Source organism: Kribbella sandramycini, assembly GCF_013131805.1.
Taxonomy (GTDB): domain Bacteria; phylum Actinomycetota; class Actinomycetes; order Propionibacteriales; family Kribbellaceae; genus Kribbella; species Kribbella sandramycini.
The window spans coordinates 40,676-60,663 of the sequence record NZ_JABJRC010000006.1; the positions used below are offsets into that span (position 1 = coordinate 40,676).

Here is a 19,988-nt window from a genome sequence, read left to right on the forward strand (position 1 = left end):
ATGACCGTCCCCGTCATCAGCATCACCGACCTGTACCACCCGCCCGAGGACCCGGGTGACAACGTCGACCTGATCATGGCCTACGGCCTGCCCGAGATCGACCTGCGCGCGGTGATCCTGGACGTGCTGGAGGAGAAGCGGCACCTGGTCGACGGCGGCGTCCCCGGGTACGCCGGACCGCGCGACCCCGGCGTCGTCGCGGTCACCCAGCTGAACGCGATCTTCGGCCGCGACGTCCCGTTCGCCTGGTGCCCGTTCACCCGGATGCAGAGCCCGAACGACAGGATGTACGACGTCCCGCCGTCCCAGCAGCGGGGTGTCGACCTGCTCATCAACGCGGTCGCGGACAGCCCGGAACCGGTGCACCTCCTGTCCTTCGGGTCGGCCCGGCCGCTGGCGCTCGCCTTCAACCGGGCGCCGGACGTGCTCCGCGAGAAGGTCGCCCGGATTCACCTGTCGGCCGGGACCACGACGCCGACGTACCCGGAGTGGAACGTCGTCCAGGACCCGCAGGCGATGATCCGGATCATCGACTCCGGCCTGCCGATCTCGCTCTACCGCTGCGCGGCCGACGACGGTGTCGCCGAGCACAGTTGCTACGGCTACGACAACCACAACACGTTCTGGAGGCTCCCCGATCTGAAGTGGATCGCGGACATGCACCCGTGGTTGCGGCGCTACCTCGGCTACGCGCTGGGCCGGTCGACGCGGCCCGATTTCCTGCGCGTGCTCGAGGAAGAGGCGCCGGCCGAGCAGATGGCCGCGATCTACCAGCGCAGTCATTCGGTCTGGGAGACGGCCGTCTGGATGGAGGTGTCCGGGCGGAAGCTGGTCCGGCGCGAGGACGGTTCGTATGCGATCGTCCCGGGGGCCGACGTCCGGGACGGTGACACCGTCATCCGCAACGAGCAGGTCCCGTGTACGGTCCGCTCGCACCCGAGTGGGTTGTACACGTTCGAGCTCGGCGAGGGGAGCGGCGGCCGGACGTCGGTCTTCGTCCGCGACGACCCGTTCGAGTACGAGCAGGCGCTGGTCGAGGCGATGCCCGCGCTCTATCAGTCGTTCCGGCCGTGCGGGCTGAGCTGAGCCTTCACAGGATCCCTATCTGCTGTTGATCACCGGCATACCGAGGTGTCACTAGCGTCACCACCTCCTGACCCTCGGTGAACGGAGAGACAGCAGATGAATGCGCGACATTGGCTGACCCGCGTCACGGGCCTGACCCTCGGGCTCGGTTTCGTGGCGAGCTCGCTGGTGGCAGTCCCGGCCAGCGCCGGCAGTTCGCCGGCGGCCTACTACGACCAGAAGGCGGAGTGGGCCGCCTGTGAGGCCGGGCCGCCGCCGGAGGGGTGGCCGTTCCCGCCGGAGGAGTGGGTGAAGGCCTGGGAAGGACTGGAGTGCGCGACGATCGTCGTCCCGAAGAACTACCGCAAGCCCGCCGACGGCAATCTGTCGATCGCGATCAGCCGGAGGAAGGCGACCGATCCCGCGAAGCGGCAGGGCGTCCTGCTGCTGAACCCGGGCGGCCCGGGCGGCGACGGGCTGCTGATGCCGCAGGGGTTCAAGAACGACAAGGTCGCGGGGCCGTTCGACCTGATCGGGTTCGATCCGCGCGGCACCGGGCGGTCGTCGACGTTGCACTGTGCGGAGCCGCCGATCGTTCCGTTGTACGAGACGCGGCCGACCGACAAACAGTTCGCGCAGATCGCCGCCGACGCGGAGGCGATGGAGAAGGGCTGTGAAGCCGCGGGCGGCGGGCTCCGCAAGTACATCACCACGGCCAACACCGCGCGCGACATGGACGTGATCCGCGCGGCGATCGGCGAGAAGAAGATCAACTACCTCGGCTACTCGTACGGGACGCTGCTCGGCGCGGTCTACGGCTCGCTGTTCCCGGGTGGCCTGAACCGCTCGGTGCTCGACGCCTCGATGCACCCGGACTGGCAGTACTACGAGCAGGCCAAGCAGGTCTCGGTCGCGGCGCGGGAGAACTTCGACGCCCTCGCGGCCTGGATGGCCGAACGCGACAGCCGGTACCACTTCGGCAAGACCCAGGCCGACGTCCGCACGTACCTGGACGGGATCCGCGCCAAGCTGGCCGCGCGACCGGTGGCCTGGCCGGGTGAGCCCGGGATGCCGGAGATCGACGGCACCTGGTTCGACATCATTCTCGGCGGTTCGGGGTATCGCCCGGCCTGGGCGCTGGCGGCCGAGCTGATCGGCCAGATCCGCGACGCGGCGAACAACCCGGCCCAGGCGAAGCTGAGCCCGGACGCGGGTAAGGCGCTGAAGATCCTCTACGGGAACATCAAGAAGACCTACAACGGCGTCTTCCCGGCCGTCACCTGTGAGGCGGTCTGGTCGAAGGATCCCAAGGGCTACGAGGAGCAGATGCGGCTGTTCCGGGAGAAGTACCCGTACGGTCCGGGCGCGATGCAGGCCGCACCGACGAACTGCAGTTTCGCGAAGTCCAAGCCGCAGGAGCCGCTGGTGGACCTGAAGCGCAAGGGCTACCCGGTCGGGCTCGTGGTCGGGGCGGAGTTCGACCCGGCCACGCAGTACGACGGCTCGCCGGCGATGGCGGCCGCGCTGAACAACAACCTGATCTCGGTACGCGACGAGGGCAGCCACGGGCAGTACGGCACGAACCCGTGTGTGACCAAGAAGGTCGACGACTACCTGATCAAGGGCATCCTGCCGGGCTCGCGCGTCGAGTGCGAAGGCGCGCCACGCCCCGACGTACCGGCTGACGGCCAAGCCGCGACCCGCGCGAAGCCGGCCGGCTCCCTGGCCGAGCGCGCGGCCGCGATCGCCGCGCAGGGCCACTTCGACCGGCGGCGCTGACCTCGCGGGGAGGCGCCCGGCGCGGTCCGGTGGCCGGGCGCTTCCCCTCTGCCCCTTCGGATTGAAATGTCATAACATGGCGGCCGTGATTCTTGAGACAGGTGGCGGACCGGGTGGGCCGACGAGCCCGCGGGCGGGTTTCAGCAGTGTGGACGCGGTGCGGTTCGCCGGGGCGACCGGCGGGCGGCAGTCGGCTTCGCTGAGCGTGAGCGCCGGGGTGGTCGGGGATGCTGACCGGTTGCGGTACAAGGTCTATCCCGTGCTCGACGAGGCGCTCGAGTACGACGCCACCTACGTGGCGGTGGACCTGGTGTTCACCGACGGGACGCGGCTGTCGGAGCTCGGGGCGACGGATCAGTACGGGTTCGCCTTCCATGCCGCTGGGCAGGGCGCGGCGAAGATCCTGTACGCCGACCAGTGGAACGACGTCCAGGTCGACCTTGCGGTGGCCGCGGGGAAGACGGTTGCGGACGTCGTCCTGACGGTCGAGGCGCCGTCGTCCGGGACGCCGTACGCCGGGTGGATCGACGACGTGGAGCTCGGCCCGGCGCCGCCGCGGCTGGACGGGTCGGATCTGGCGGCGTACGTCGACACCCGGCGCGGGACCAACACGAGTTTCGAGTTCTCCCGCGGGAACAACCTGCCGCTGACCGCCTGGCCGAACGGGTTCAACTTCATCACCCCGGTCACGGACGCGTCGACACATCGCTGGGCGTACGAGTACCACCGGCTGAACAATGCCGACAACCTGACCGAGCTGCAGGGGCTCACGTTCTCGCACCAGCCGAGCCCGTGGATGGGGGACCGGGACCAGCTGACGATCATGCCGGTGGCCGCCGCGGAGCCGTTGGGCGATCCGGTGGCGCGGGCCGCGGCCTTCAGCCATGACGACGAGCTCGCCCGGCCGGATTTCTACTCGGTCCGGTTCACGAGCGGTTTGCGGGCCGAGCTGGCGCCGACGGATCACGGCGCGATCTTCCGGTTCACGTTCCCGGCCGACGCCGCCGGGCGGCATCTGATCTTCGACACGATCGACGAGAACGGCGCGTTCGAGTACGCCGACGGCGCGCTCACCGGCTGGGTCGAGAACGGCTCGGAGACCGGGCGGACGCGGATGTTCTGCTACGGCGAGTTCTCCGCCGAGGCGACCTTCGGGCCGGCGTCCGGTGGGCGTTCGAACGCCCGGGCGGCGTCGTTCGCGGACTCCGAGGTGACGTTGCGGATCGCGACGTCGTTCATCAGCGTCGAGCAGGCCCGGCGGAACCTGACGCTGGAGCTGGCCGATCGGTCGTTCGAGCAGATCCAGGCCGCGGCGAACGCGATCTGGAACGAGCGGCTCGCGGTGCTCCGCCCCGAGGGCGCGACCGAGCCGCAGTTGCGCACGGTCTACGGCAACCTCTACCGGCTCAACCTCTACCCGAACTCGCAGTACGAGAACGCGGGCACGGCGGCCGAGCCGTCGTACGTCTACGCGAGCCCGGTGCTGCCGGCCGTGGACGGCGCGGCGGTGGTGAAGCCGGGCAAGATGTATGTGAACAGCGGCTTCTGGGACACCTACCGGACGGCGTGGCCGGCGTACGCGTTCCTCTATCCGGAGTTGAGCGCCGAGCTGGTCGACGGGTTCGTGCAGCAGTACCGCGACGGCGGGTGGATCGCGCGCTGGTCCTCGCCGGGGTATGCGGACTGTATGACCGGGACGTCGTCCGATGTGTCGTTCGCGGACGCTTACCTGCGCGGGGTCGCGGTGCCGGACCCGCTGGCGACGTACGACGCCGGGTTGCGGAACGCGACCGTCGTACCGGGGGAGACCGAGGTCGGGCGGAAGGGTGCGACGACCGGATTCTTCAACGGGTACGTGAGTACGGACACCGAGGAGAGCGTCTCCTGGTCGCTGGAGGCGTACCTGAACGACTTCGGGCTGGCCGCGATGGCGGCTCGGCTGGCGGACGACCCGGCGGTCGATCCGGCGCGTCGCGAGCAGCTGCGCGAGGAGTCGGCGTACCTCTATCGGCGGTCGCTGAACTACGTGCTGCTGTTCGACCCGGCGATCAACTTCTTCCAGGGCCGGCGGCCGGACGGGACGTTCGCGCAGACGCCGGCGGAGTTCGACCCGTGTGAGTGGGGCGGCGACTTCACCGAGACCGACGGGTGGAACTTCGCGTTCCACGTCGCCCACGACCCGCGGGGGCTGGCCAACCTGTACGGCGGGCCGCGCGGCCTGGAGGCCAAACTCGACGAGTTCTTCGCGACGCCGGAGCTGGGGACGAAGCAGGGCAGCTACGACATCGTGATCCACGAGATGCTGGAGGCGCGGGCGGTCCGGATGGGGCAGTTCGGGTTCAGCAACCAGCCGGCGCATCACATCGCCTGGATGTACAACTACGCCGGGGCGCCGCACAAGGCGCAGGCGGTGGTTCGGGAGGTGCTCGATCGGCTGTACGTCGGTGAGCAGATCGGGCAGGGGTATCCGGGGGACGAGGACAACGGGGAGATGTCCGCGTGGTATCTGTTCGGGGCGCTCGGGCTGTATCCGCTGCGGGTGGGAGCGCCGGAGTACGCGATCGGATCGCCGTTGTTCCCGCGGGTCACGGTCGCGCCGCTCGGCGGCTCGCCGTTCGTGATCACGGCTTCGGGGGTCGAGAACCCTTATGTCCAAGAGGTTCGGGTCGATGGGAAGCAGTTGTCGACGGCATCTATCACGGCGGCTGAGCTGGCGGCGGCCTCGTCGGTCGAGTTCGTTCTCGGGTCATCGCCGTCGGGCTGGGCCGCGCTGGAGTCGCCGCCTTCGCTGACCGCTGACGACCGGGTCGCTGAGCCGCTCGTCGATCTCATCCCGGCGTCGGCCGACCCGCTGTTCGACAACACGGCTGACACCTCGGCGGTGGTCGCCGGTGGGACGGTCGAATGGTCGCTGCCGGCTCCGGCGGTCGCGGCCTTCTACACGCTGACGTCGGGCCCGGGTGCCGACGATCCGACCGGATGGCGGCTGGAGGCGTCCAACGGTGAGGGGTGGACGGTGCTCGACGAGCGGTCGGATCAGGTGTTCGCCTGGCGGCGGCAGGTTCGTCCGTTCCGGTTGGCCGCGCCGGCGGCGTACCAGCACTACCGCTTGGTGCTGACCGGTGGGAACGAGCTGACCCAGATCGAGCTGCTGGGGTAGGGCGGACCGCCAGCGCTCACCAACTCGCTTCGGCCGACTGGCCGTACGCCTGAGCGGCGGCGTTCAGCTGCCCCGCGGGGGAGTTGGTGAGTGTCTGGGGTCCGCCTCGTGATGCATCAGGACGAGGTCGCCGTCCCGGATGACGACGTCTGCGGCGCGGGGCTTGAGTTGCGGGTCGTCGTACGGCGCCAAGGTCCACTCCGTCGGTTGGTTGACGCGGAGGAGGTAGACGTCGGTGCGTGACGAGAGGTGCGGCGCGATGGTGTCGGTTGTGCTGATCGTGGCGCCGTCCGGGACGAGCGCGACCATCCGGTCCGCGGCGGCGGTGAACTCCGAGCGGTGGCCGGGGCCGTCGGCTGCGGCGGCCTGGCTGAAGAGGACCAGGCAGGTGGTGGCCAGCGCGGCGCCGATCGTGGGGCGTGCCCAGCGGCGCCGACGTCCGACCAGGTACGGCCGGAGCAGGACAAGGCTGTGGATGAGCGCGCAGAACAGGATAGGCATCAGGACGGCGTCGTAGTGGAACGTGGGGATCCAGTACAGGATGTAGGTGCTGCCGAGGCGCCAGCCGAGGGTCGGCAGGAGTAGCGCGACGAGCGGGGAGCGGACGGCCAGGAAGAGGGTCGGGAGCAGTAACAGCAGGACGAGGTGCAGCTTTCCCGCTGACAGGAGGTCGCCGGAGAGCGCGGCCTCCGGCGCCTTGAGCCCGCCCTTGCCCAGGTAGCGATAGTTGCCGTAGGCACTGAAGGCGGGGATGATCACGAACACGCTGAGCAGCGAGGCGATCGCGCCGCCGGCGGCGGTGATCATCCCGAGCCGGCGGCTGCCGGGCCGGAGCGCGATCAGCACGCCGAGGACGGCGACGGTCAGCCCGAGATCCTCCTTCACCAGCACCAGTGGGGCCGCGAACGCGACCGCCCGTCCGGACCGGCCGGAGAGGAACTCGGTCAGCGCGAACGCGAGCAGCGGGACGGCGAATGCGATCTCGTGGAAGTCGAAACTGATCGCGTTCAGCAGTCCCCAGGACAGGCCGTACGACGCTCCGACGACCAGGCCGATGGTGCGACCGACCGTCGTACAGGCCAGGCGGGTGATCGGGAAGATCGAGAGCGCGAAGAGCAGGGCCTGGGCGACCAGCAGGGTCTCGGCCATCGGGAACATCCGGTAGAGCGGCGCCAGTACGACCAGGATCGGGTGGAAGTGGTCGCCGAGCAGGATCAGGTTCGGATCCCGGATCGTTGAGACCGGCAACCTTCCTTCGGAGTAACTGCGGACGGCCTGGTCGAAGATGCCGAGGTCGTAGCCGCCCGAGCGGTACGACCAGTGCCGCACCAGGGCGAACCAGGTGTACGCCGCGGCGAACAGCGTCGCCAGGATCGCCGCGGGCCGGCCGCCCGTCCGGTGATCGGTGACCGGGGCAACGACATGCGCGAGGACCAGAAGCATGTTCGGGAGTATGTGGAGGGGCTGCCCAAGGGAACCTGAAGCAAGCTGAAGGGTTCTTCAGGATGCTCCTCAGGACGTGCGAGCCTGGTGCGGTGCGCTTACTGGTGGTGGAGGACGAGCAGCGACTTGCCGCGGCGGTCAAATGGGGCCTGGAGTCCCACGGGTTCGTCGTCGACGTCGTCCACAGCGGGCCCGAGGCGCTCTGGGCGGCCGAGGAGCACGAGTACGGCGCGATCATCCTCGACGTGATGCTGCCCGGCCTGAACGGCTACCGGGTCTGCGAAACCCTCCGCCGCGGCGGCGACACCACCCCGATCATGATGCTGACCGCCAAGGACGGCGAGTACGACCAGGCCGAAGGCCTCGACACCGGCGCCGACGACTACCTGACCAAGCCGTTCTCGTACGTCGTCCTGGTCGCCCGCGTCCGCGCCCTGCTCCGCCGCGGCGGCGGCGCGCCCGCACCGCTGGAGATCGGCGACCTCGTTCTCGACCCGGCCGCCCGGACCTGCCGCCGCGGCGAGCAGCGGATCGAGCTGACCGCTCGCGAGTTCGCCGTCCTCGAATGCCTGGCCCGGCGGCGCGACGTCGTCGTCACCAAACGCGAGATCCTCGACCAGGTCTGGGATCCGCACTACGAAGGCGACGTGAACGTCGTCGAGGTCCACATCAGCTCGCTGCGCCGCAAGATCGACCAGCCCTTCGACCGCCGGACCCTCGAAACCGTCCGCGGTATGGGCTACCGGCTCACCGGGAGCACCCGATGAGACTGTCCACCGCCGTCCGCGTCAGCCTCGTCGCCGGCCTGCTCGCCGCGATCCTCGCCACCGGCTTCGCGTTCTGGATGCGCCACGAGATCTACGCGACCCGCTACAAGGACCTCCAGTACCGCGCCGAGCAGGCCCGCAACCTGATGATGGGGAACCTGCGGGCCGTTCCGGCGGAGCGCAGCTGGCCGTTCAGCTTCGAGCACCCGCCGACCGATCAGGTCGTCGAGATCGTCGAGGACAACGGGAACGTCCCGGAGTACTCCTCCGAGTTGAGCGCCCACGTCGATGACGACGGCCCGGCGCTCCAGCCCTTGCCCGCGAAGTGGGCGCCGAGGTCCAGCCAGGACCGCCAGTACGTGACTTTCGGCGCTCCGAACCCGGAGCGGCTGGACGCGGCCTGCGGCTCGGGTGCGACGCAGGAAGCCTCGACGTGCCAGGACATCAAGAACCTGGCCGGACGGCGGATCGAGTACTACCGCGGCGTCGTACCGCTCGCCCATCTCCCGGTGGACGGCGGCAAGTCGTTCCCCGGCGACGGCCGGTCGGTCGCCGTCGCCGTCTACGTCCTGCCGTTCGAGGCCGAGGACGCCGTCGCGGCAGCCGACCGGGTGTTGATTCCGGCCGTTCCGATCGGCGTCTTGCTGATCATGCTGGGCGCGTACGTCACCACTCGCGTCGCCCTCCGCCCGGTCGAGCGGATGCGCGCCCTGGCCGCCACGATCAGCGAGACCAACCTGCACGAACGCGTCCCCGTCCCACCGACCGGCGACGTCCTGGCCGCCCTCGCCACCACCCTCAACGAAACCCTCGCCCGCCTCGAAACCTCCGCCGACCAGCAACGCGGCTTCATCGCCGACGCCGCCCACGAACTCCGCAGCCCGATCGCCGCCCTCCGCGCCATCCTCGAAGTGGCCGCCGCCCACCCCGACCGCGCCGACTGGCCCCGCACCGTCGCCACCGCCGTCGAAGAAACCCGCCGTCTCCAGGACCTCGCCGACGACCTCCTCCTGATCGCCCGCCTGGACGCCGACCCCGCCCCCACCCCCACCAGCACCGTCGACCTCGCCGAACTAACCCGCCGCCACCTCGCCCGCCGCCTCGACGAAGGCCCCACCCTCACCCTCGAATCCCCCGACCACGTCCCCGTCACCGGCAACCCCGCCCAACTCGACCGAATCCTCCGCAACCTCCTCGACAACGCCCTCCGCCACGCCACCACCCAAGTCACCGTCACCCTCACCACCACCCCCACCGCCGTCCTCCTCCACGTCACCGACGACGGCCCCGGCATCCCCACTCCCGACCAAACCCGCATCTTCACCCGCTTCACCCGCCTCGACGACTCCCGCACCCGCCCCACCGGCGGCGCCGGCCTAGGCCTCTCCATAGCCCAAGACCTCGCCCACCGCCACCACGCCACCCTCGCCGTAACCCCCACCCCCCACCCCGGCACCCGCCTAACCCTCACCCTCCCCAACCCCACCTCACCGACGTAAAGCCGCCACACTCCCGACCAGCCCGCGCTGCTCGAGCGCAGCCAGCACGTCGTCGACCGTGCACCCCGGCGGCCGCTTCCACCGGTCGGCCATCCGTTGCACCTGCCCGTACACCCGCTGGCCGGCTACTCGCGCGGCAGTGGGTGCTCGCGAGCGGTAGCTCGGCCACGGGCGCAAGCCCGGCATGTGCGCGGCAGCGCGTGGTGGCGAGCAATAGCGAGCGAGCCGCGGCGCGAGCCCGGCATCTGCGCGTCAGCGCGTCTTCGCGAGCGGCAGCGAGCAGATCTCCGGCGACAGCCGGCTACCCGCGTGGTGGCGCGCGGGAAGCCGCCGGAGGCGCGACAAGAACAGCCGCCGCCGAAGGCGGTGTCCGTTGATCGACGTCCCCAGCTGTTCTACTGCTTGGGAGCCGAGGTCGCGCGGATGTGGAGCTCCGTGCGGAGGGTGACTGTGGACGGGGGGCGGCCGGGGGTGGCGATGCGGTCTTTGAGGAGGAGGCCGGCGGTGCGGCCGAGTTCGTAGGTGGGTTGGGCGACGGTGGTGAGGCTGGGGACGACGAGGTCGGCCCAGGGGATGTCGTCGAAGCCAACGACGGCGATGTCGTGGGGGGCGCGGAGGCCGCGTTTGGCGAGGCATTCGAGGGCGCCGACCGTCATCAGGTTGTTGGTGACGAAGAGGGCTTCGGGGGGCTCGGGGAGGTCGAGCAGGGATTCCATCGCGGCGAAGCCGCCGGCTTCGCGGAAGTCGGCGTACCGGATGAGGTCCTTGTCGGCGCGCAGGCCGGCGGATTTGAGGGCGGTGCGGTAGCCGGTCAGGCGGTCCATGGCGGTGCTGACCTTGCGCGGGCCGGTGATACAGGCGATCCGGCGGTAGCCGCCGTCGATGAGGTGTTTGACGCCTTCGTGGGCGCCGTGCTCGTTGTCGACCAGGACGGTGTCGGCCTCGACGCCGTCCACCCGGCGGTCGATCAGCACCATCGGGGTGTTCGCGGCGGCGAGCTGCTGGACGCCGTCCGCGGTCGAGGTCGGTGAGATGACGACGCCGGCCATCTGCTCGGTGAGGACGGCCGACGCGTACGCCGCCTCCTTCGCCGGGTCCTCGTCGGAGTTGCACAGGACGACGTGGTACCCAGCGGTCTGCGCGACATCTTCCAGTCCGCGCACCAGCGAGGTGAAGAACGGGTTCTCGATATCGGAGATGACGACGGCCCACAGGTTCGTCGACGACTTGCGCAGGTTCCGGGCGACGCCGTTCGGGCGGTAGCCGAGCTCGGCGACCGCGGCGCGCACCTTCTCGGACAGCTCGGGGTCGACGTTGCGGCGGCCGCTGAGCACCCGGGAGACGGTCGCCGGGGACACCCCCGATCTACGCGCGACGTCGTAGATCGTCGTCATACCCGCCCCCTGCCGGAGATCGCTTGGCCGTCTGGACCGCATGCTAACTCCGATCCAGGGCAAAGGATCTCATGACAGGCGAGATCTCAGGACCCGTCCAGCAGCGCCAGTGCCGCGGCCCGCGACGGTGCGGACGCCGCGGCGCCGTTGACCGCCGTCGACAGCGCCCCGGCCGCGTTGGCCAGCCGGACGGCGTCGATCAGCTCGGCCCCGTCCGCGAGTGACGCCGCCAGCGAACCGCAGAACGCGTCCCCGGCCCCGACCGTGTCGATCGTCGCGACCTCATGCGCCGGCACCCGCTCCTCGTAATCCCCACGCCGATCCAGTACGTACGCGCCCCGCGACCCGAGCGTGACGACGCAGCCGTGCAGGTCCCAGTCCTCGGCCAGCTTGCGCGCGATCATCGGCACCTGCGACTCGTCGTCGCAATCGAGCCCGGTCAGCGCGGCCGCCTCCACCTCGTTCGGGACCAGGATGTCGACGTACGCCGCCAGCGACGGATCCACCGGACCGGCCGGCGCGGGCGTCAGGATCGTGGTGACCCCCGCGGCCGAGGCGAGCTGGAGGGCGGCGCGGCTCGCCTCGACCGGGAGTTCGAGCTGGACGCTGAGCACCTGGCCGCCGGTGAGCGCGTCCGCGGCCGCGGTGACCTCGGCCGGAGTGATCGCGGCGTTCGCGCGCGCCACGATGATGATCGAGTTCCCGCCGTCCGGCAGGACGAGCGGCAACCCGACGCCGGTGCCGAGGGACGGATGCCGGCGGACCCACGTGGTGTCGACGCCGTCCGCGGCCAGCAGGTCGAGGAACTCGTCGCCGTACCGGTCGGCGCCGATCGTTCCGACGATCGCCGTCCGCGCGCCCATCCGCGCCGCGGCGATCGCCTGGTTGACGCCCTTGCCGCCGAGGAACTCCGCGAAACCCGTGCCGTGCAAGGTCTCGCCGGGTAACGGGCGCCGCTCCGCGCTCGCGACCAGATCCTTCATGAACGACCCGAGCACGCAGACGTCGTACCTCACGCCTCCTCCTCGAGCAGACGCTTGCCCAGGGCACCGGATGGGTGGAACCGCGCGAAGTCGTGGTGACTGAACTCCCGCAGGACGACGAGCGCGCACGCGAGCGCGTCACCCATCGCGAGTGACGCCGTCGTCGACGCGGTCGGCGCGAGGTTCAGCGGGTCGGCTTCGCGCAGCACCATCGTGTCCAGCGTGTACGTCGCCAGCCGGGCGAGCGTCGACTCCTCGGCCCCGGTCATCGCGATCAGCGGGATCCCGCGCGCCCGCAGCATCCGCGCGAACGCGCACACCTCGGCCGTCTCACCGGATGCCGACAGCGCGAGCACGATGTCCCGGCCGGTGACCGCGCCCGAGTCGCCGTGCAAGGCGTCACCGGCGTGGATGAAGGTGGCCGGCGTACCGGTACTGGCGAGGGTCGCGGCGATCTTGCGGCCGACCAGCCCGGACTTGCCGAGCCCGGTCACCACCAGATGCCCCTCGCATCCGGCGACCGCGGCCAGGACGTCGAGGAAGACCCCGTCGAGCCGATCGGCGAGCGCCGACACGGCCGCGGCCTCGGTCTCGATCGCCGTCCGCGCCGCCTGCAGCCCGAGGGCCACGAGGTCTCTGGATGGCATCCGCACCCCCGAATCGCAGAAATCGATTTCCAATTCAGACGGCAGAGTAGGCAGCCGGTCCGGAAGGTGTCAACGACTCGGAACGCCTTGTTGTCAGCGGGAATCGACGCCGGCCGCCAGATCGAGCGCGACTGCGCTCTTGACCGCCCCGGGTCCCGATCGTAGATTGCTGGAAATCGATTGCCCTCGTTCCACCTGGAGCATCTGATGGCACCTCCCCCTGCCCAGCTCAGCCGCCGCACGCTCCTCAGCGCCTTCGCCGCCGTGCCTTTGCTGTCCGCCTGCGGCAACTCGTCCGGCGGCGACGGCAAAGAGCTGTCGTTCTGGAACTTCTACGGCCCGTCCGACGACCAAGGACCGCAGAGCAAGTGGTTCGTCGCCGCCGCCGAGGAGTGGAACCGGAACAACGAGGTCAAGGTCAAGCTCCGCTACATCCCCGGCAAGGACTACCTGAACGGGACGACGCTGCAGACCGCGTTCCAGTCCGGCCAGGGCCCCGACATTTTCCTGATCAGCCCGGGTGACTTCCTCCGCTACTACAACGGCGGCGTCCTGCAGGATCTCGGCCCGGCGCTCTCGGCGGCGGCCAGGGCCGACTACCTCCCCGGTCTGCTCGAAGCGCGCAGCGTCGACGGCAAGGTCTACGGCCTGCCGATGGAGATCGAGCCGCTCGCCATGTACTACAGCGAAACCGCCTTCGAGAAGGCCGGCCTGTCCGAGGCCGACCTCCCCAAGACGTGGGACCAGACACTCGCCGTCGCCGAGAAGCTGACCGGCAAGGACCGGTACGGCGTCATGTTCGAAACCCTGCCCGGCTACTACCAGAACTTCACCTGGTACCCGTTCCTCTGGCAGGGCGACGGCGCCCCGATCAAGGACGGCAAAGTCGCCTTCGACTCACCGGCCGCCGTCCAAGCGCTGAAGTTCTGGCAGGACACCATCCAGCACAAAGTTGCCCCGCGCAAAGCTCTCGGGGATGGCGGCGGCGATGTCGTCTCCAACCTCGGCTCGGGTGCTGCAGCCATGCAGGAGAGCGGGATCTGGGCTGTCGCCGACCTGCGCGCCAAGGCCAGGAACGTCAAGTACGGTGTCATCCCGCACCCGACGCCGGACGGCGGCAAACCGGCGACCGACCTCGGCGGCTGGGCCTTCGTTGCCAACTCCAAAGGTAAGAACCCGGAGGCGGCGGCCAAGTTCATCGCCTGGGCACTCGGGTCGACCGATGCCGCCGGCATCGAACGGCAGCGGCAGTGGAACACCGTCGTGAAGACGAATGTGCCGCCGCGCAAGTCGGTGCAGGCCGCGGCCGACGCGAAGGGCGCGTTCGCCGATGGCGCGTTGCAGAAGTTCGTCAGCGAGATCGCGCCGACCGGGAAGCCGGAGCCGCGATTCCCGCCGGAGGTCTACCAGCCGATCGCGGATGCCATCCAGGCATGTCAGCTGAACGCCGCCGATCCGGCCAAGGCCGCGGCCGATGCGGCGTCCCGAATCGACACCTTCCTGCAGACCTATCAAGGCGCGCCGATCAGCTGATGGCCCGCCTGCAGGGGATGTCCAGGAAGCGGCGCGAGGCGCTGGCGGCGTACGCCTTCCTCGCGCCCGACACGCTCGGTCTGCTGATCTTCGTCGCGTTGCCGATGGCACTCGCCTTCGGCGTCGCGTTCTTCAAGGTCGATGGCTTCGGCAACTACCAGTACGTCGGACTGGCGAACTATCGGCTGATGATCGGCGACGACCAGTTGCTGGCCGCGCTGAAGGTGACCGCGATCTACGTGGTCACGTTCGTCCCGATCGCGTTCGTGGTCAGCTTCGCGCTGGCGATGCTGGTGCGCAACCAGTTCCGCGGGATCGGCTGGGTTCGGTCGGCGTTCTTCCTGCCGAATGTCGTCAGCCTGGTCGTGGTCGGCCTGATCTGGCAGTTCCTGCTGGTCGACAAACGTGGTGCGCTGTCGAAGCTGCTGGCGCCGTTCGGTCTCGGTGACGTGTCCTTCCTCGGGACGCCGTCCCTTGCCCTCGGCACCTATGTGCTGATCAGCGTCTGGTTCCTGATGGGCTATCAGATGCTCGTCTTCCTGGCGGGTCTCAAGGACGTCCCGCGGGAGTTGGAGGATGCGGCCGCGATCGACGGCGCCGGCTCCTGGCAGCGCTTCCGGTACGTGATCTGGCCGCTGCTCCGCCCGACCAGCTTCTTCGTCGTGGTGAACTCGACGATCGGCGCCGTCACCGGTCTGCAGGCCTTCGACCTGGTGTTCGTGCTGACCAAGGGCGGCCCGGCCCGCGCGACCAGCACCGTCGTCCTCTACATCTACGAGCAGGCCTTCACCTTCAACAACCTCGGGTACGCCGCCGCCCTCACGACCGTGGTCGTGGCCCTGCTCGTCCTCTGCACCGGCCTGATGTTCGGCCTCACCCGGGGAGGACGTTTCGATGAGGACTAGGTTCTGGCCGATCGTCGCGCACGTGCTGGCGATCATCGCCGTGTTACCACTGCTCTGGATTGTGATCAGTGCTCTCAAACCGGCTGCGGACGTCTTCGACTTCGGCTGGCCGACCACCTGGACCCTCGACAACCTGCAGTACGTGCTGCTGAAGATCCCGATGCCGCGCTTCCTGCTGAACTCCGCGATCGTCTCCGTCACGGTCACCGTGATCGCGCTGTTCTTCCACTCGATGGCGGCGTACGCACTGGCCCGGCTGCGGTTCCCCGGCCGCGGGATCATCTTCTCCGGCATCATGTCGACGCTGCTGGTCTCGCTACCGGTGATCCTGGTCCCGCTGTTCCTGGTCGCCAAACAGCTCGGCCTGCTGGACAGCTACGCCGGTCTGATCGTGCCGAGCATCTTCCACGCGTTCGGCATCTTCCTGCTCCGCCAGTACTACCTGAACATCCCACGCGAGCTGGAAGAGGCTGCCGACCTGGACGGCTGCGGCTACTGGCGCCGCTACTGGAGCGTCATCCTCCCGCTCAGCCGCCCAGTCCTGGCATCCCTGTCCGTCCTGTTCTTCCTGGCCAACTGGAACGCCTTCCTCTGGCCCCTCACCATCACCCGCAACCCGGACCTCCGAGTCATCCAGCTCGGCGTCTCCGGCATGCAGGGCCAGTACGCGTCCGCCTGGAACCTCATCCTCGCGGCTGCCGTCATAGCCGCCATCCCCACTGTGGTGGTCTTCGTCGCCGGCCAGCGCCGCCTGGTCGACGCCATGAAGACCACCGGCCTGAAATGACTAGGGCCAGGGGAGGAGCTCTGGGCGTCGGCCGTCGACGGGGGAGTCGGGGGTGCGGCCGGCGTACCAGGCGGTGAGGGCGTTGAGGGTGCCGGTGAGGACGTGGTCTTCGCCGGTGCCGTTCTCCCAGGTTGGGCCGTCGGTGGGGTGGAGGACGAGGTGGACGCCGTCCGGTGTGCGTGGGCGGAGGAAGTCGAGGAGGTGGGCGCAGAAGGGCGCCGGCCAGTCGGCAGGGGTGACGGCGAGGCTCAGGTCGCTGGTGTGGACGGTGAGCTCGCGCCAGGTGGCGTCGATGCCGTGGGCGAGGGTGCTGTTGCGGTGCAGGATCGGTAGTGACCAGTCGTCGGCGCCGACCCGGTCCCAAGCGGCCAGGAGTGCGGTGATCGCATCGTTGAGGTCGGCGATCAGCTCCGCGGCCGGGCGGTGGGCGCCGGCTTCGATGTCGGCGTCGCGGGCTGGGCGGCCGCCGTCGTACACCTCGACGAGCTCGCCGCGCAGGGCGTACTCGACCTGGCGGGTCATGGCGCGGGAGAAGTTCGCTATGTGGGTGATCACGTGCCCGCGCGACCAGCCGGGTAGCACCGAGTCGCCTCGGGCCGTGGCCTCGTCCAGCCCGGCCAGGAGCTCGGTCAGCCGGTTGGCAGCGGTCTTCACGTCGGTCAGGGCCACAAACGCTCCTTAGTCCAGTTCTCGGCATCCAGGCGGTACCGGAGGCGCAGATGCCGGCGGTCCGGGTCCGCCTGCCAGAACTCCACCTCATCGGCCCGCAGTGTGTACAGCGTCCAGTTCTTGGCGACCAGCCCCGGGTCAGCCAGCAGCCGCTCGGTCTGCTCGGCTACTGCGGCTCCGACGTCCGACGGGTCCGCCAGTACGTCGCTCTGCCGCGCAGCCAGCGACTCAGCCCGAGCCGGGATCGGACGGGCCAAGAAGTCGCGCGCTGACTCATCCGGCGCCGCAGCCTCGACCTGACCCAGCAACCGCACCTGTCGGCCCAGTGGGATCCAGTAGAAGGTCAGAGCGGCGTACGGCGTTGCGGCCAGCTCAACCCCGGTCGGACTGGCGGCCGACGTCGCAAACTGCCACCCCTCGGCCGTCACGTCCTTCAGGATCAGCACCCGCGCATTCGGCCGCCCGTCGGCCCGGACCGTCGACAGCGTCGCAGCCAGCGGCTCCGGCACCTGCTGATCGACCGCAGTCAGCAGCCACTCGGTGAACAGAGTCTGCGGGTCGTCGGACGCCGCCGCAGGATCGAACTGCGGGGGAGTGCCGGTCAACGTCGGTACGGCGCGCAGTCTGGTGCGCAGGTCGGTCACACCTCGACCCTAAGCGAGAAAAAGGGTCGCCGCCGTGGATAGCCTGTCGAGCATGACGGTGGCCCGCTTCAAAGACCTGTGCATCGATGCGAACGAGAATGACCCGATGGTTGCTTTCTGGCAAGCCGCGCTCGGACTGCGGGTCCCGGACGACAACCCGACCGTGCTGCACGGCGACCTACCGGAGCAGACGATCTGGATGAACGGCGTCCCGGACGCGCGGACGACGAAGAATCGGGTGCACCTCGACGTGGAGACCACTGCGATCGCGGAGCTCGAGCGGCTCGGCGCCAAGGTGCAGACCGAGCACGAGAAGTGGACTGTGCTGACCGACCCGGAAGGCGGCGAGTTCTGCGCGTTCGTCCGGGACGAGGTGTCGCCGTACCGGCTGATGGAGCTGGTGATCGATTCGGTCGACCCGAAGGCCCAGGCGGAGTGGTGGGCCGGCGTACTCGGCGCCCGGGTGTGCAACGAGCCGGAGTCGCCTTGGTGGTGGCTGGAGGACGTCGGCGGGCTGCCGTTCAAGTACTGGGTGTTCAACCCGGTTCCGGAGCCGAAGGTGGTCAAGAACCGCGTGCACTGGGATGTCAGCGCACCCGCCCTGCAACCGGTGCTCGACGCGGGTGCGACACTGCTGCGGCCCAGGGACGCCGAGATCGGGTGGCACATCTGCGCCGATCCCGAGGGCAACGAGTTCTGTGTGTTTCTGCCGCGCGAGGAGTCTGCATGAGCCTGGATCTGACCATGTCCGGACCGGACCTGACCGAGGCGTTGGTCAACGTTTCTTCGGTCAGCGGCACTGAGGAGTCGCTGGCGGACCAGGTTGAGGCTGCGCTGTCGGCGTACGGGCATTTGAAGGTGTTCCGGCATGGGAACACGGTGGTTGCGCGGACCGACCTCGGGCGGGCCGAGCGGATCGTCATCGCGGGGCATCTGGACACGGTGCCGCTGAACGCCAACCTGCCGGCGCGGCGGGCGGAAGGGCTGATCCACGGGCTGGGCGCGTGTGACATGAAGGGCGGCGTCGCGGTGGGGCTGCGGCTCGCGGCCACGCTGGCCGAGCCGAACCGGGACGTCACCTACGTGTTCTACGACTGCGAAGAGGTCGAGTCGGAGCGGAACGGGCTCTTCAAGCTGACCAAGTCGAACCCGGAGCTGCTCGAAGGCGTCTTCGCGGTGGTGATGGAGCCGTCGAACGCGGTGGTCGAGGCGGGCTGCCAGGGGACGATGCGGATCGAGGTGACCACCCGCGGCGAGCGGGCGCACTCGGCGCGGTCCTGGATGGGCGTGAACGCGATCCACGTGGCGGGGGAGATCCTCGCGCGGCTGGCGGCGTACGAGCCGCGGCGGGTGCCGATCGACGGGCTGGAGTACCGCGAGGGGCTGAACGCGGTCGGGATCACCGGCGGGGTCGCGGGCAACGTCGTCCCGGATCTGTGCACGGTGGAGGTCAACTACCGGTTCGCGCCGAGCCGGAGCGAGGCCGAGGCCGAGGCGCACCTGCGCGAGGTCTTCGCCGGGTACGACGTCGTCGTCACCGACTCGGCGCCGGGCGGGCTGCCCGGGCTGGAGCGGCCGGCCGCGGCGGCGTTCCTGCAGGTCGTCGGCGGGGAGCCGAAGCCGAAGTTCGGGTGGACGGACGTGGCCCGGTTCACGCTGCTCGGCGTACCGGCGGTGAACTACGGGCCCGGCGACCCGCTGTACGCGCACAAACAGGATGAATTCGTGCCGGAGGCCGAGATCGAGCTGTGTGAACAACGGTTGAGGAGTTGGTTGACCGACCCGGCGTGAACCGGTGCCGTGCCCGGGTTGGTCCTAACCTGGGGACATGGCAGACGAACCTTCGACCAACCCCGGCCGCCCGATCGGCCACCAGCAGCGCGGGCCGGTGGTGACGCGCCGCAGCCAGGTGCAGAACTCCACCTCCGAGCAGCGGCTGCTGGACAGCCGCGGCCCGTCCGACTGGGTGCACACCGACCCGTGGCGGGTGCTGCGGATCCAGTCGGAGTTCATCGAGGGGTTCGGCATGCTCGCCGAGCTCGGCGCGGCGATCAGCGTGTTCGGCTCGGCGCGGACCAAACCCGACGACCCGATGTACGTCGCCGCCGAGGAGCTCGCCCGGAAGCTGGTCGAGGCCGGGTACGCCGTGATCACCGGCGGCGGGCCGGGCGTGATGGAGGCGGCGAACAAGGGCGCCTCCGAGGCCGGCGGCGTGTCGGTCGGGCTCGGGATCGAGCTGCCGTTCGAGAACGGGCTGAACGAGTGGGTCGACATCGGGATGAACTTCCGCTACTTCTTCACGCGGAAGACGATGTTCGTGAAGTACGCCCAGGGGTTCGTCGTGATGCCGGGCGGGTTCGGCACGCTGGACGAGCTGTTCGAGGCGCTCACGCTGGCCCAGACGCGGAAGGTCACGTCGTTCCCGGTCGTGCTGTTCGGGACGTCGTACTGGGGCGGCCTGGCCGACTGGCTGCGGGAGACGATGCTCGCCGACGGGAAGATCTCGGCGGCCGACCTGGACATGTTCACGATCACCGATTCGGTGGACGAGGCGGTCAGCTACATCATCAAGGCCGCCGAACTGGCCGACGCCGCCGCCGAGGAAGCCGCGGCCGAGGCCGCGCGGGATGTCGCCGAGGCCGAGAACCCGGCCGCCCGCGCCCGCCGCGAGTCGCATCGGCTCGGCTCCGACGGCAGCTGAGCACACCGTTCG

General features: G+C 69.6%; 18 protein-coding genes. 11 read left to right on the forward strand and 7 right to left on the reverse strand.

Annotation, left to right across the window (positions count from 1 at the left end):
• The 3 genes from HPO96_RS23490 to HPO96_RS23500 all read left to right on the forward strand — a co-directional run bounded on the left by HPO96_RS23490 (window position 1) and on the right by HPO96_RS23500 (window position 6,004).
• The gene (locus HPO96_RS23490) at window positions 1–1,086 is read left to right on the forward strand and encodes a nucleoside hydrolase (protein WP_171676037.1); all 1,086 of its coding nucleotides are present in this window, start codon (window positions 1–3) and stop codon (window positions 1,084–1,086) included.
• Window positions 1,087–1,182: 96 nt separating this feature from the next.
• On the forward strand, window positions 1,183–2,844 hold the full coding sequence (locus tag HPO96_RS23495) for an alpha/beta fold hydrolase (RefSeq protein ID WP_202886337.1): 1,662 nt from the start codon (window positions 1,183–1,185) through the stop codon (window positions 2,842–2,844).
• 85 nt (window positions 2,845–2,929) lie between these two features.
• The gene (locus tag HPO96_RS23500) at window positions 2,930–6,004 is read left to right on the forward strand and encodes a GH92 family glycosyl hydrolase (RefSeq protein WP_202886338.1); all 3,075 of its coding nucleotides are present in this window, start codon (window positions 2,930–2,932) and stop codon (window positions 6,002–6,004) included.
• Window positions 6,005–6,067: 63 nt separating this feature from the next.
• Here HPO96_RS23500 and HPO96_RS23505 read toward each other — a convergent pair whose 3' ends face one another.
• Window positions 6,068–7,447: a DUF2079 domain-containing protein gene (locus HPO96_RS23505; protein ID WP_171676041.1), complete on the reverse strand. Its 1,380-nt coding sequence runs from the start codon at window positions 7,445–7,447 to the stop codon at window positions 6,068–6,070.
• 92 nt (window positions 7,448–7,539) lie between these two features.
• Between HPO96_RS23505 and HPO96_RS23510 the strand changes: the two genes are divergently transcribed.
• Both HPO96_RS23510 and HPO96_RS23515 read left to right on the forward strand, forming a co-directional pair.
• Complete coding sequence (locus HPO96_RS23510; RefSeq protein WP_171676043.1) at window positions 7,540–8,214, forward strand: response regulator; 675 nt, start codon at window positions 7,540–7,542, stop codon at window positions 8,212–8,214.
• Window positions 8,211–9,713, forward strand: coding sequence for a sensor histidine kinase (locus HPO96_RS23515; protein ID WP_171676045.1), 1,503 nt, complete (start codon window positions 8,211–8,213; stop codon window positions 9,711–9,713). Before HPO96_RS23510 ends, HPO96_RS23515 begins: the two co-directional genes overlap by 4 nt.
• Here HPO96_RS23515 and HPO96_RS39990 read toward each other — a convergent pair.
• From HPO96_RS39990 to HPO96_RS23530, 4 genes are all read right to left on the reverse strand, one after another.
• Window positions 9,702–9,806 (reverse strand): VapC50 family PIN domain-containing toxin, encoded by a 105-nt coding sequence (locus HPO96_RS39990; protein ID WP_475422015.1) that lies wholly within the window; start codon window positions 9,804–9,806, stop codon window positions 9,702–9,704. The two genes, HPO96_RS23515 and HPO96_RS39990, sit on opposite strands and share 12 nt — an antisense overlap.
• Window positions 9,807–10,108: 302 nt before the next feature.
• Window positions 10,109–11,149, reverse strand: a complete 1,041-nt coding sequence (locus tag HPO96_RS23520; RefSeq protein WP_171676047.1) for a LacI family DNA-binding transcriptional regulator — start codon at window positions 11,147–11,149, stop codon at window positions 10,109–10,111.
• A gap of 44 nt (window positions 11,150–11,193) precedes the next feature.
• The gene (locus HPO96_RS23525) at window positions 11,194–12,123 is read right to left on the reverse strand and encodes a ribokinase (protein ID WP_337796777.1); all 930 of its coding nucleotides are present in this window, start codon (window positions 12,121–12,123) and stop codon (window positions 11,194–11,196) included.
• Window positions 12,120–12,737: a KpsF/GutQ family sugar-phosphate isomerase gene (locus HPO96_RS23530; RefSeq protein WP_171676049.1), complete on the reverse strand. Its 618-nt coding sequence runs from the start codon at window positions 12,735–12,737 to the stop codon at window positions 12,120–12,122. Before HPO96_RS23530 ends, HPO96_RS23525 begins: the two co-directional genes overlap by 4 nt.
• A gap of 207 nt (window positions 12,738–12,944) precedes the next feature.
• Here HPO96_RS23530 and HPO96_RS23535 point away from each other — a divergent pair, with 207 nt between their 5' ends.
• From HPO96_RS23535 to HPO96_RS23545, 3 genes are read left to right on the forward strand one after another with little or no spacing between them, the layout of a single operon-like run.
• Window positions 12,945–14,270 carry an ABC transporter substrate-binding protein gene (locus HPO96_RS23535; RefSeq protein WP_171676051.1) on the forward strand — a complete coding sequence of 442 codons (1,326 nt, stop codon included), beginning with the start codon at window positions 12,945–12,947 and terminating at the stop codon, window positions 14,268–14,270.
• Between the two features lie 17 nt (window positions 14,271–14,287).
• Window positions 14,288–15,175, forward strand: a complete 888-nt coding sequence (locus HPO96_RS23540) for a carbohydrate ABC transporter permease (RefSeq protein ID WP_202886340.1) — start codon at window positions 14,288–14,290, stop codon at window positions 15,173–15,175.
• Window positions 15,165–15,962 (forward strand): carbohydrate ABC transporter permease, encoded by a 798-nt coding sequence (locus HPO96_RS23545; protein WP_171676055.1) that lies wholly within the window; start codon window positions 15,165–15,167, stop codon window positions 15,960–15,962. The genes HPO96_RS23540 and HPO96_RS23545 overlap by 11 nt, the downstream gene beginning before the upstream one ends.
• Here HPO96_RS23545 and HPO96_RS23550 read toward each other — a convergent pair whose 3' ends face one another.
• Both HPO96_RS23550 and HPO96_RS23555 read right to left on the reverse strand, forming a co-directional pair.
• The gene (locus HPO96_RS23550) at window positions 15,963–16,631 is read right to left on the reverse strand and encodes a maleylpyruvate isomerase family mycothiol-dependent enzyme (RefSeq protein WP_171676057.1); all 669 of its coding nucleotides are present in this window, start codon (window positions 16,629–16,631) and stop codon (window positions 15,963–15,965) included.
• A complete protein-coding gene (locus HPO96_RS23555; RefSeq protein WP_171676059.1) occupies window positions 16,622–17,275 on the reverse strand; it encodes a pyridoxal 5'-phosphate synthase in 654 nt (217 codons plus the stop codon). Before HPO96_RS23555 ends, HPO96_RS23550 begins: the two co-directional genes overlap by 10 nt.
• A 52-nt stretch (window positions 17,276–17,327) precedes the next feature.
• On the opposite strand from HPO96_RS23555, the gene HPO96_RS23560 reads away from it, so the two are divergent.
• The 3 genes from HPO96_RS23560 to HPO96_RS23570 are packed head-to-tail and all read left to right on the forward strand — an operon-like array spanning window position 17,328 to window position 19,976.
• Window positions 17,328–18,005, forward strand: a complete 678-nt coding sequence (locus HPO96_RS23560) for a VOC family protein (protein ID WP_171676061.1) — start codon at window positions 17,328–17,330, stop codon at window positions 18,003–18,005.
• Window positions 18,002–19,066, forward strand: coding sequence for a succinyl-diaminopimelate desuccinylase (dapE, locus tag HPO96_RS23565; protein WP_171676063.1), 1,065 nt, complete (start codon window positions 18,002–18,004; stop codon window positions 19,064–19,066). The genes HPO96_RS23560 and dapE overlap by 4 nt, the downstream gene beginning before the upstream one ends.
• A gap of 37 nt (window positions 19,067–19,103) precedes the next feature.
• The gene (locus HPO96_RS23570; RefSeq protein WP_171676065.1) at window positions 19,104–19,976 is read left to right on the forward strand and encodes an LOG family protein; all 873 of its coding nucleotides are present in this window, start codon (window positions 19,104–19,106) and stop codon (window positions 19,974–19,976) included.
• Window positions 19,977–19,988 lie beyond the last annotated feature (12 nt).

What these genes read in the sequence shown, in the direction of transcription:
- HPO96_RS23545 (WP_171676055.1), top strand. Translation starts at nt 15,165, where the DNA reads ATGAGGACTAGGTTCTGGCCGATCGTCGCGCACGTGCTGGCGATCATC.
- HPO96_RS23560 (WP_171676061.1), top strand. Translation starts at nt 17,328, where the DNA reads ATGACGGTGGCCCGCTTCAAAGACCTGTGCATCGATGCGAACGAGAAT.
- HPO96_RS23515 (WP_171676045.1), top strand. Translation starts at nt 8,211, where the DNA reads ATGAGACTGTCCACCGCCGTCCGCGTCAGCCTCGTCGCCGGCCTGCTC.
- HPO96_RS23530 (WP_171676049.1), bottom strand. Translation starts at nt 12,737, where the DNA reads ATGCCATCCAGAGACCTCGTGGCCCTCGGGCTGCAGGCGGCGCGGACG.
- HPO96_RS23490 (WP_171676037.1), top strand. Translation starts at nt 1, where the DNA reads ATGACCGTCCCCGTCATCAGCATCACCGACCTGTACCACCCGCCCGAG.
- HPO96_RS23495 (WP_202886337.1), top strand. Translation starts at nt 1,183, where the DNA reads ATGAATGCGCGACATTGGCTGACCCGCGTCACGGGCCTGACCCTCGGG.
- HPO96_RS23570 (WP_171676065.1), top strand. Translation starts at nt 19,104, where the DNA reads ATGGCAGACGAACCTTCGACCAACCCCGGCCGCCCGATCGGCCACCAG.
- HPO96_RS23540 (WP_202886340.1), top strand. Translation starts at nt 14,288, where the DNA reads ATGTCCAGGAAGCGGCGCGAGGCGCTGGCGGCGTACGCCTTCCTCGCG.
- HPO96_RS23520 (WP_171676047.1), bottom strand. Translation starts at nt 11,149, where the DNA reads ATGCGGTCCAGACGGCCAAGCGATCTCCGGCAGGGGGCGGGTATGACG.
- dapE (WP_171676063.1), top strand. Translation starts at nt 18,002, where the DNA reads ATGAGCCTGGATCTGACCATGTCCGGACCGGACCTGACCGAGGCGTTG.
- HPO96_RS39990 (WP_475422015.1), bottom strand. Translation starts at nt 9,806, where the DNA reads ATGGCCGACCGGTGGAAGCGGCCGCCGGGGTGCACGGTCGACGACGTG.
- HPO96_RS23505 (WP_171676041.1), bottom strand. Translation starts at nt 7,447, where the DNA reads ATGCTTCTGGTCCTCGCGCATGTCGTTGCCCCGGTCACCGATCACCGG.
- HPO96_RS23535 (WP_171676051.1), top strand. Translation starts at nt 12,945, where the DNA reads ATGGCACCTCCCCCTGCCCAGCTCAGCCGCCGCACGCTCCTCAGCGCC.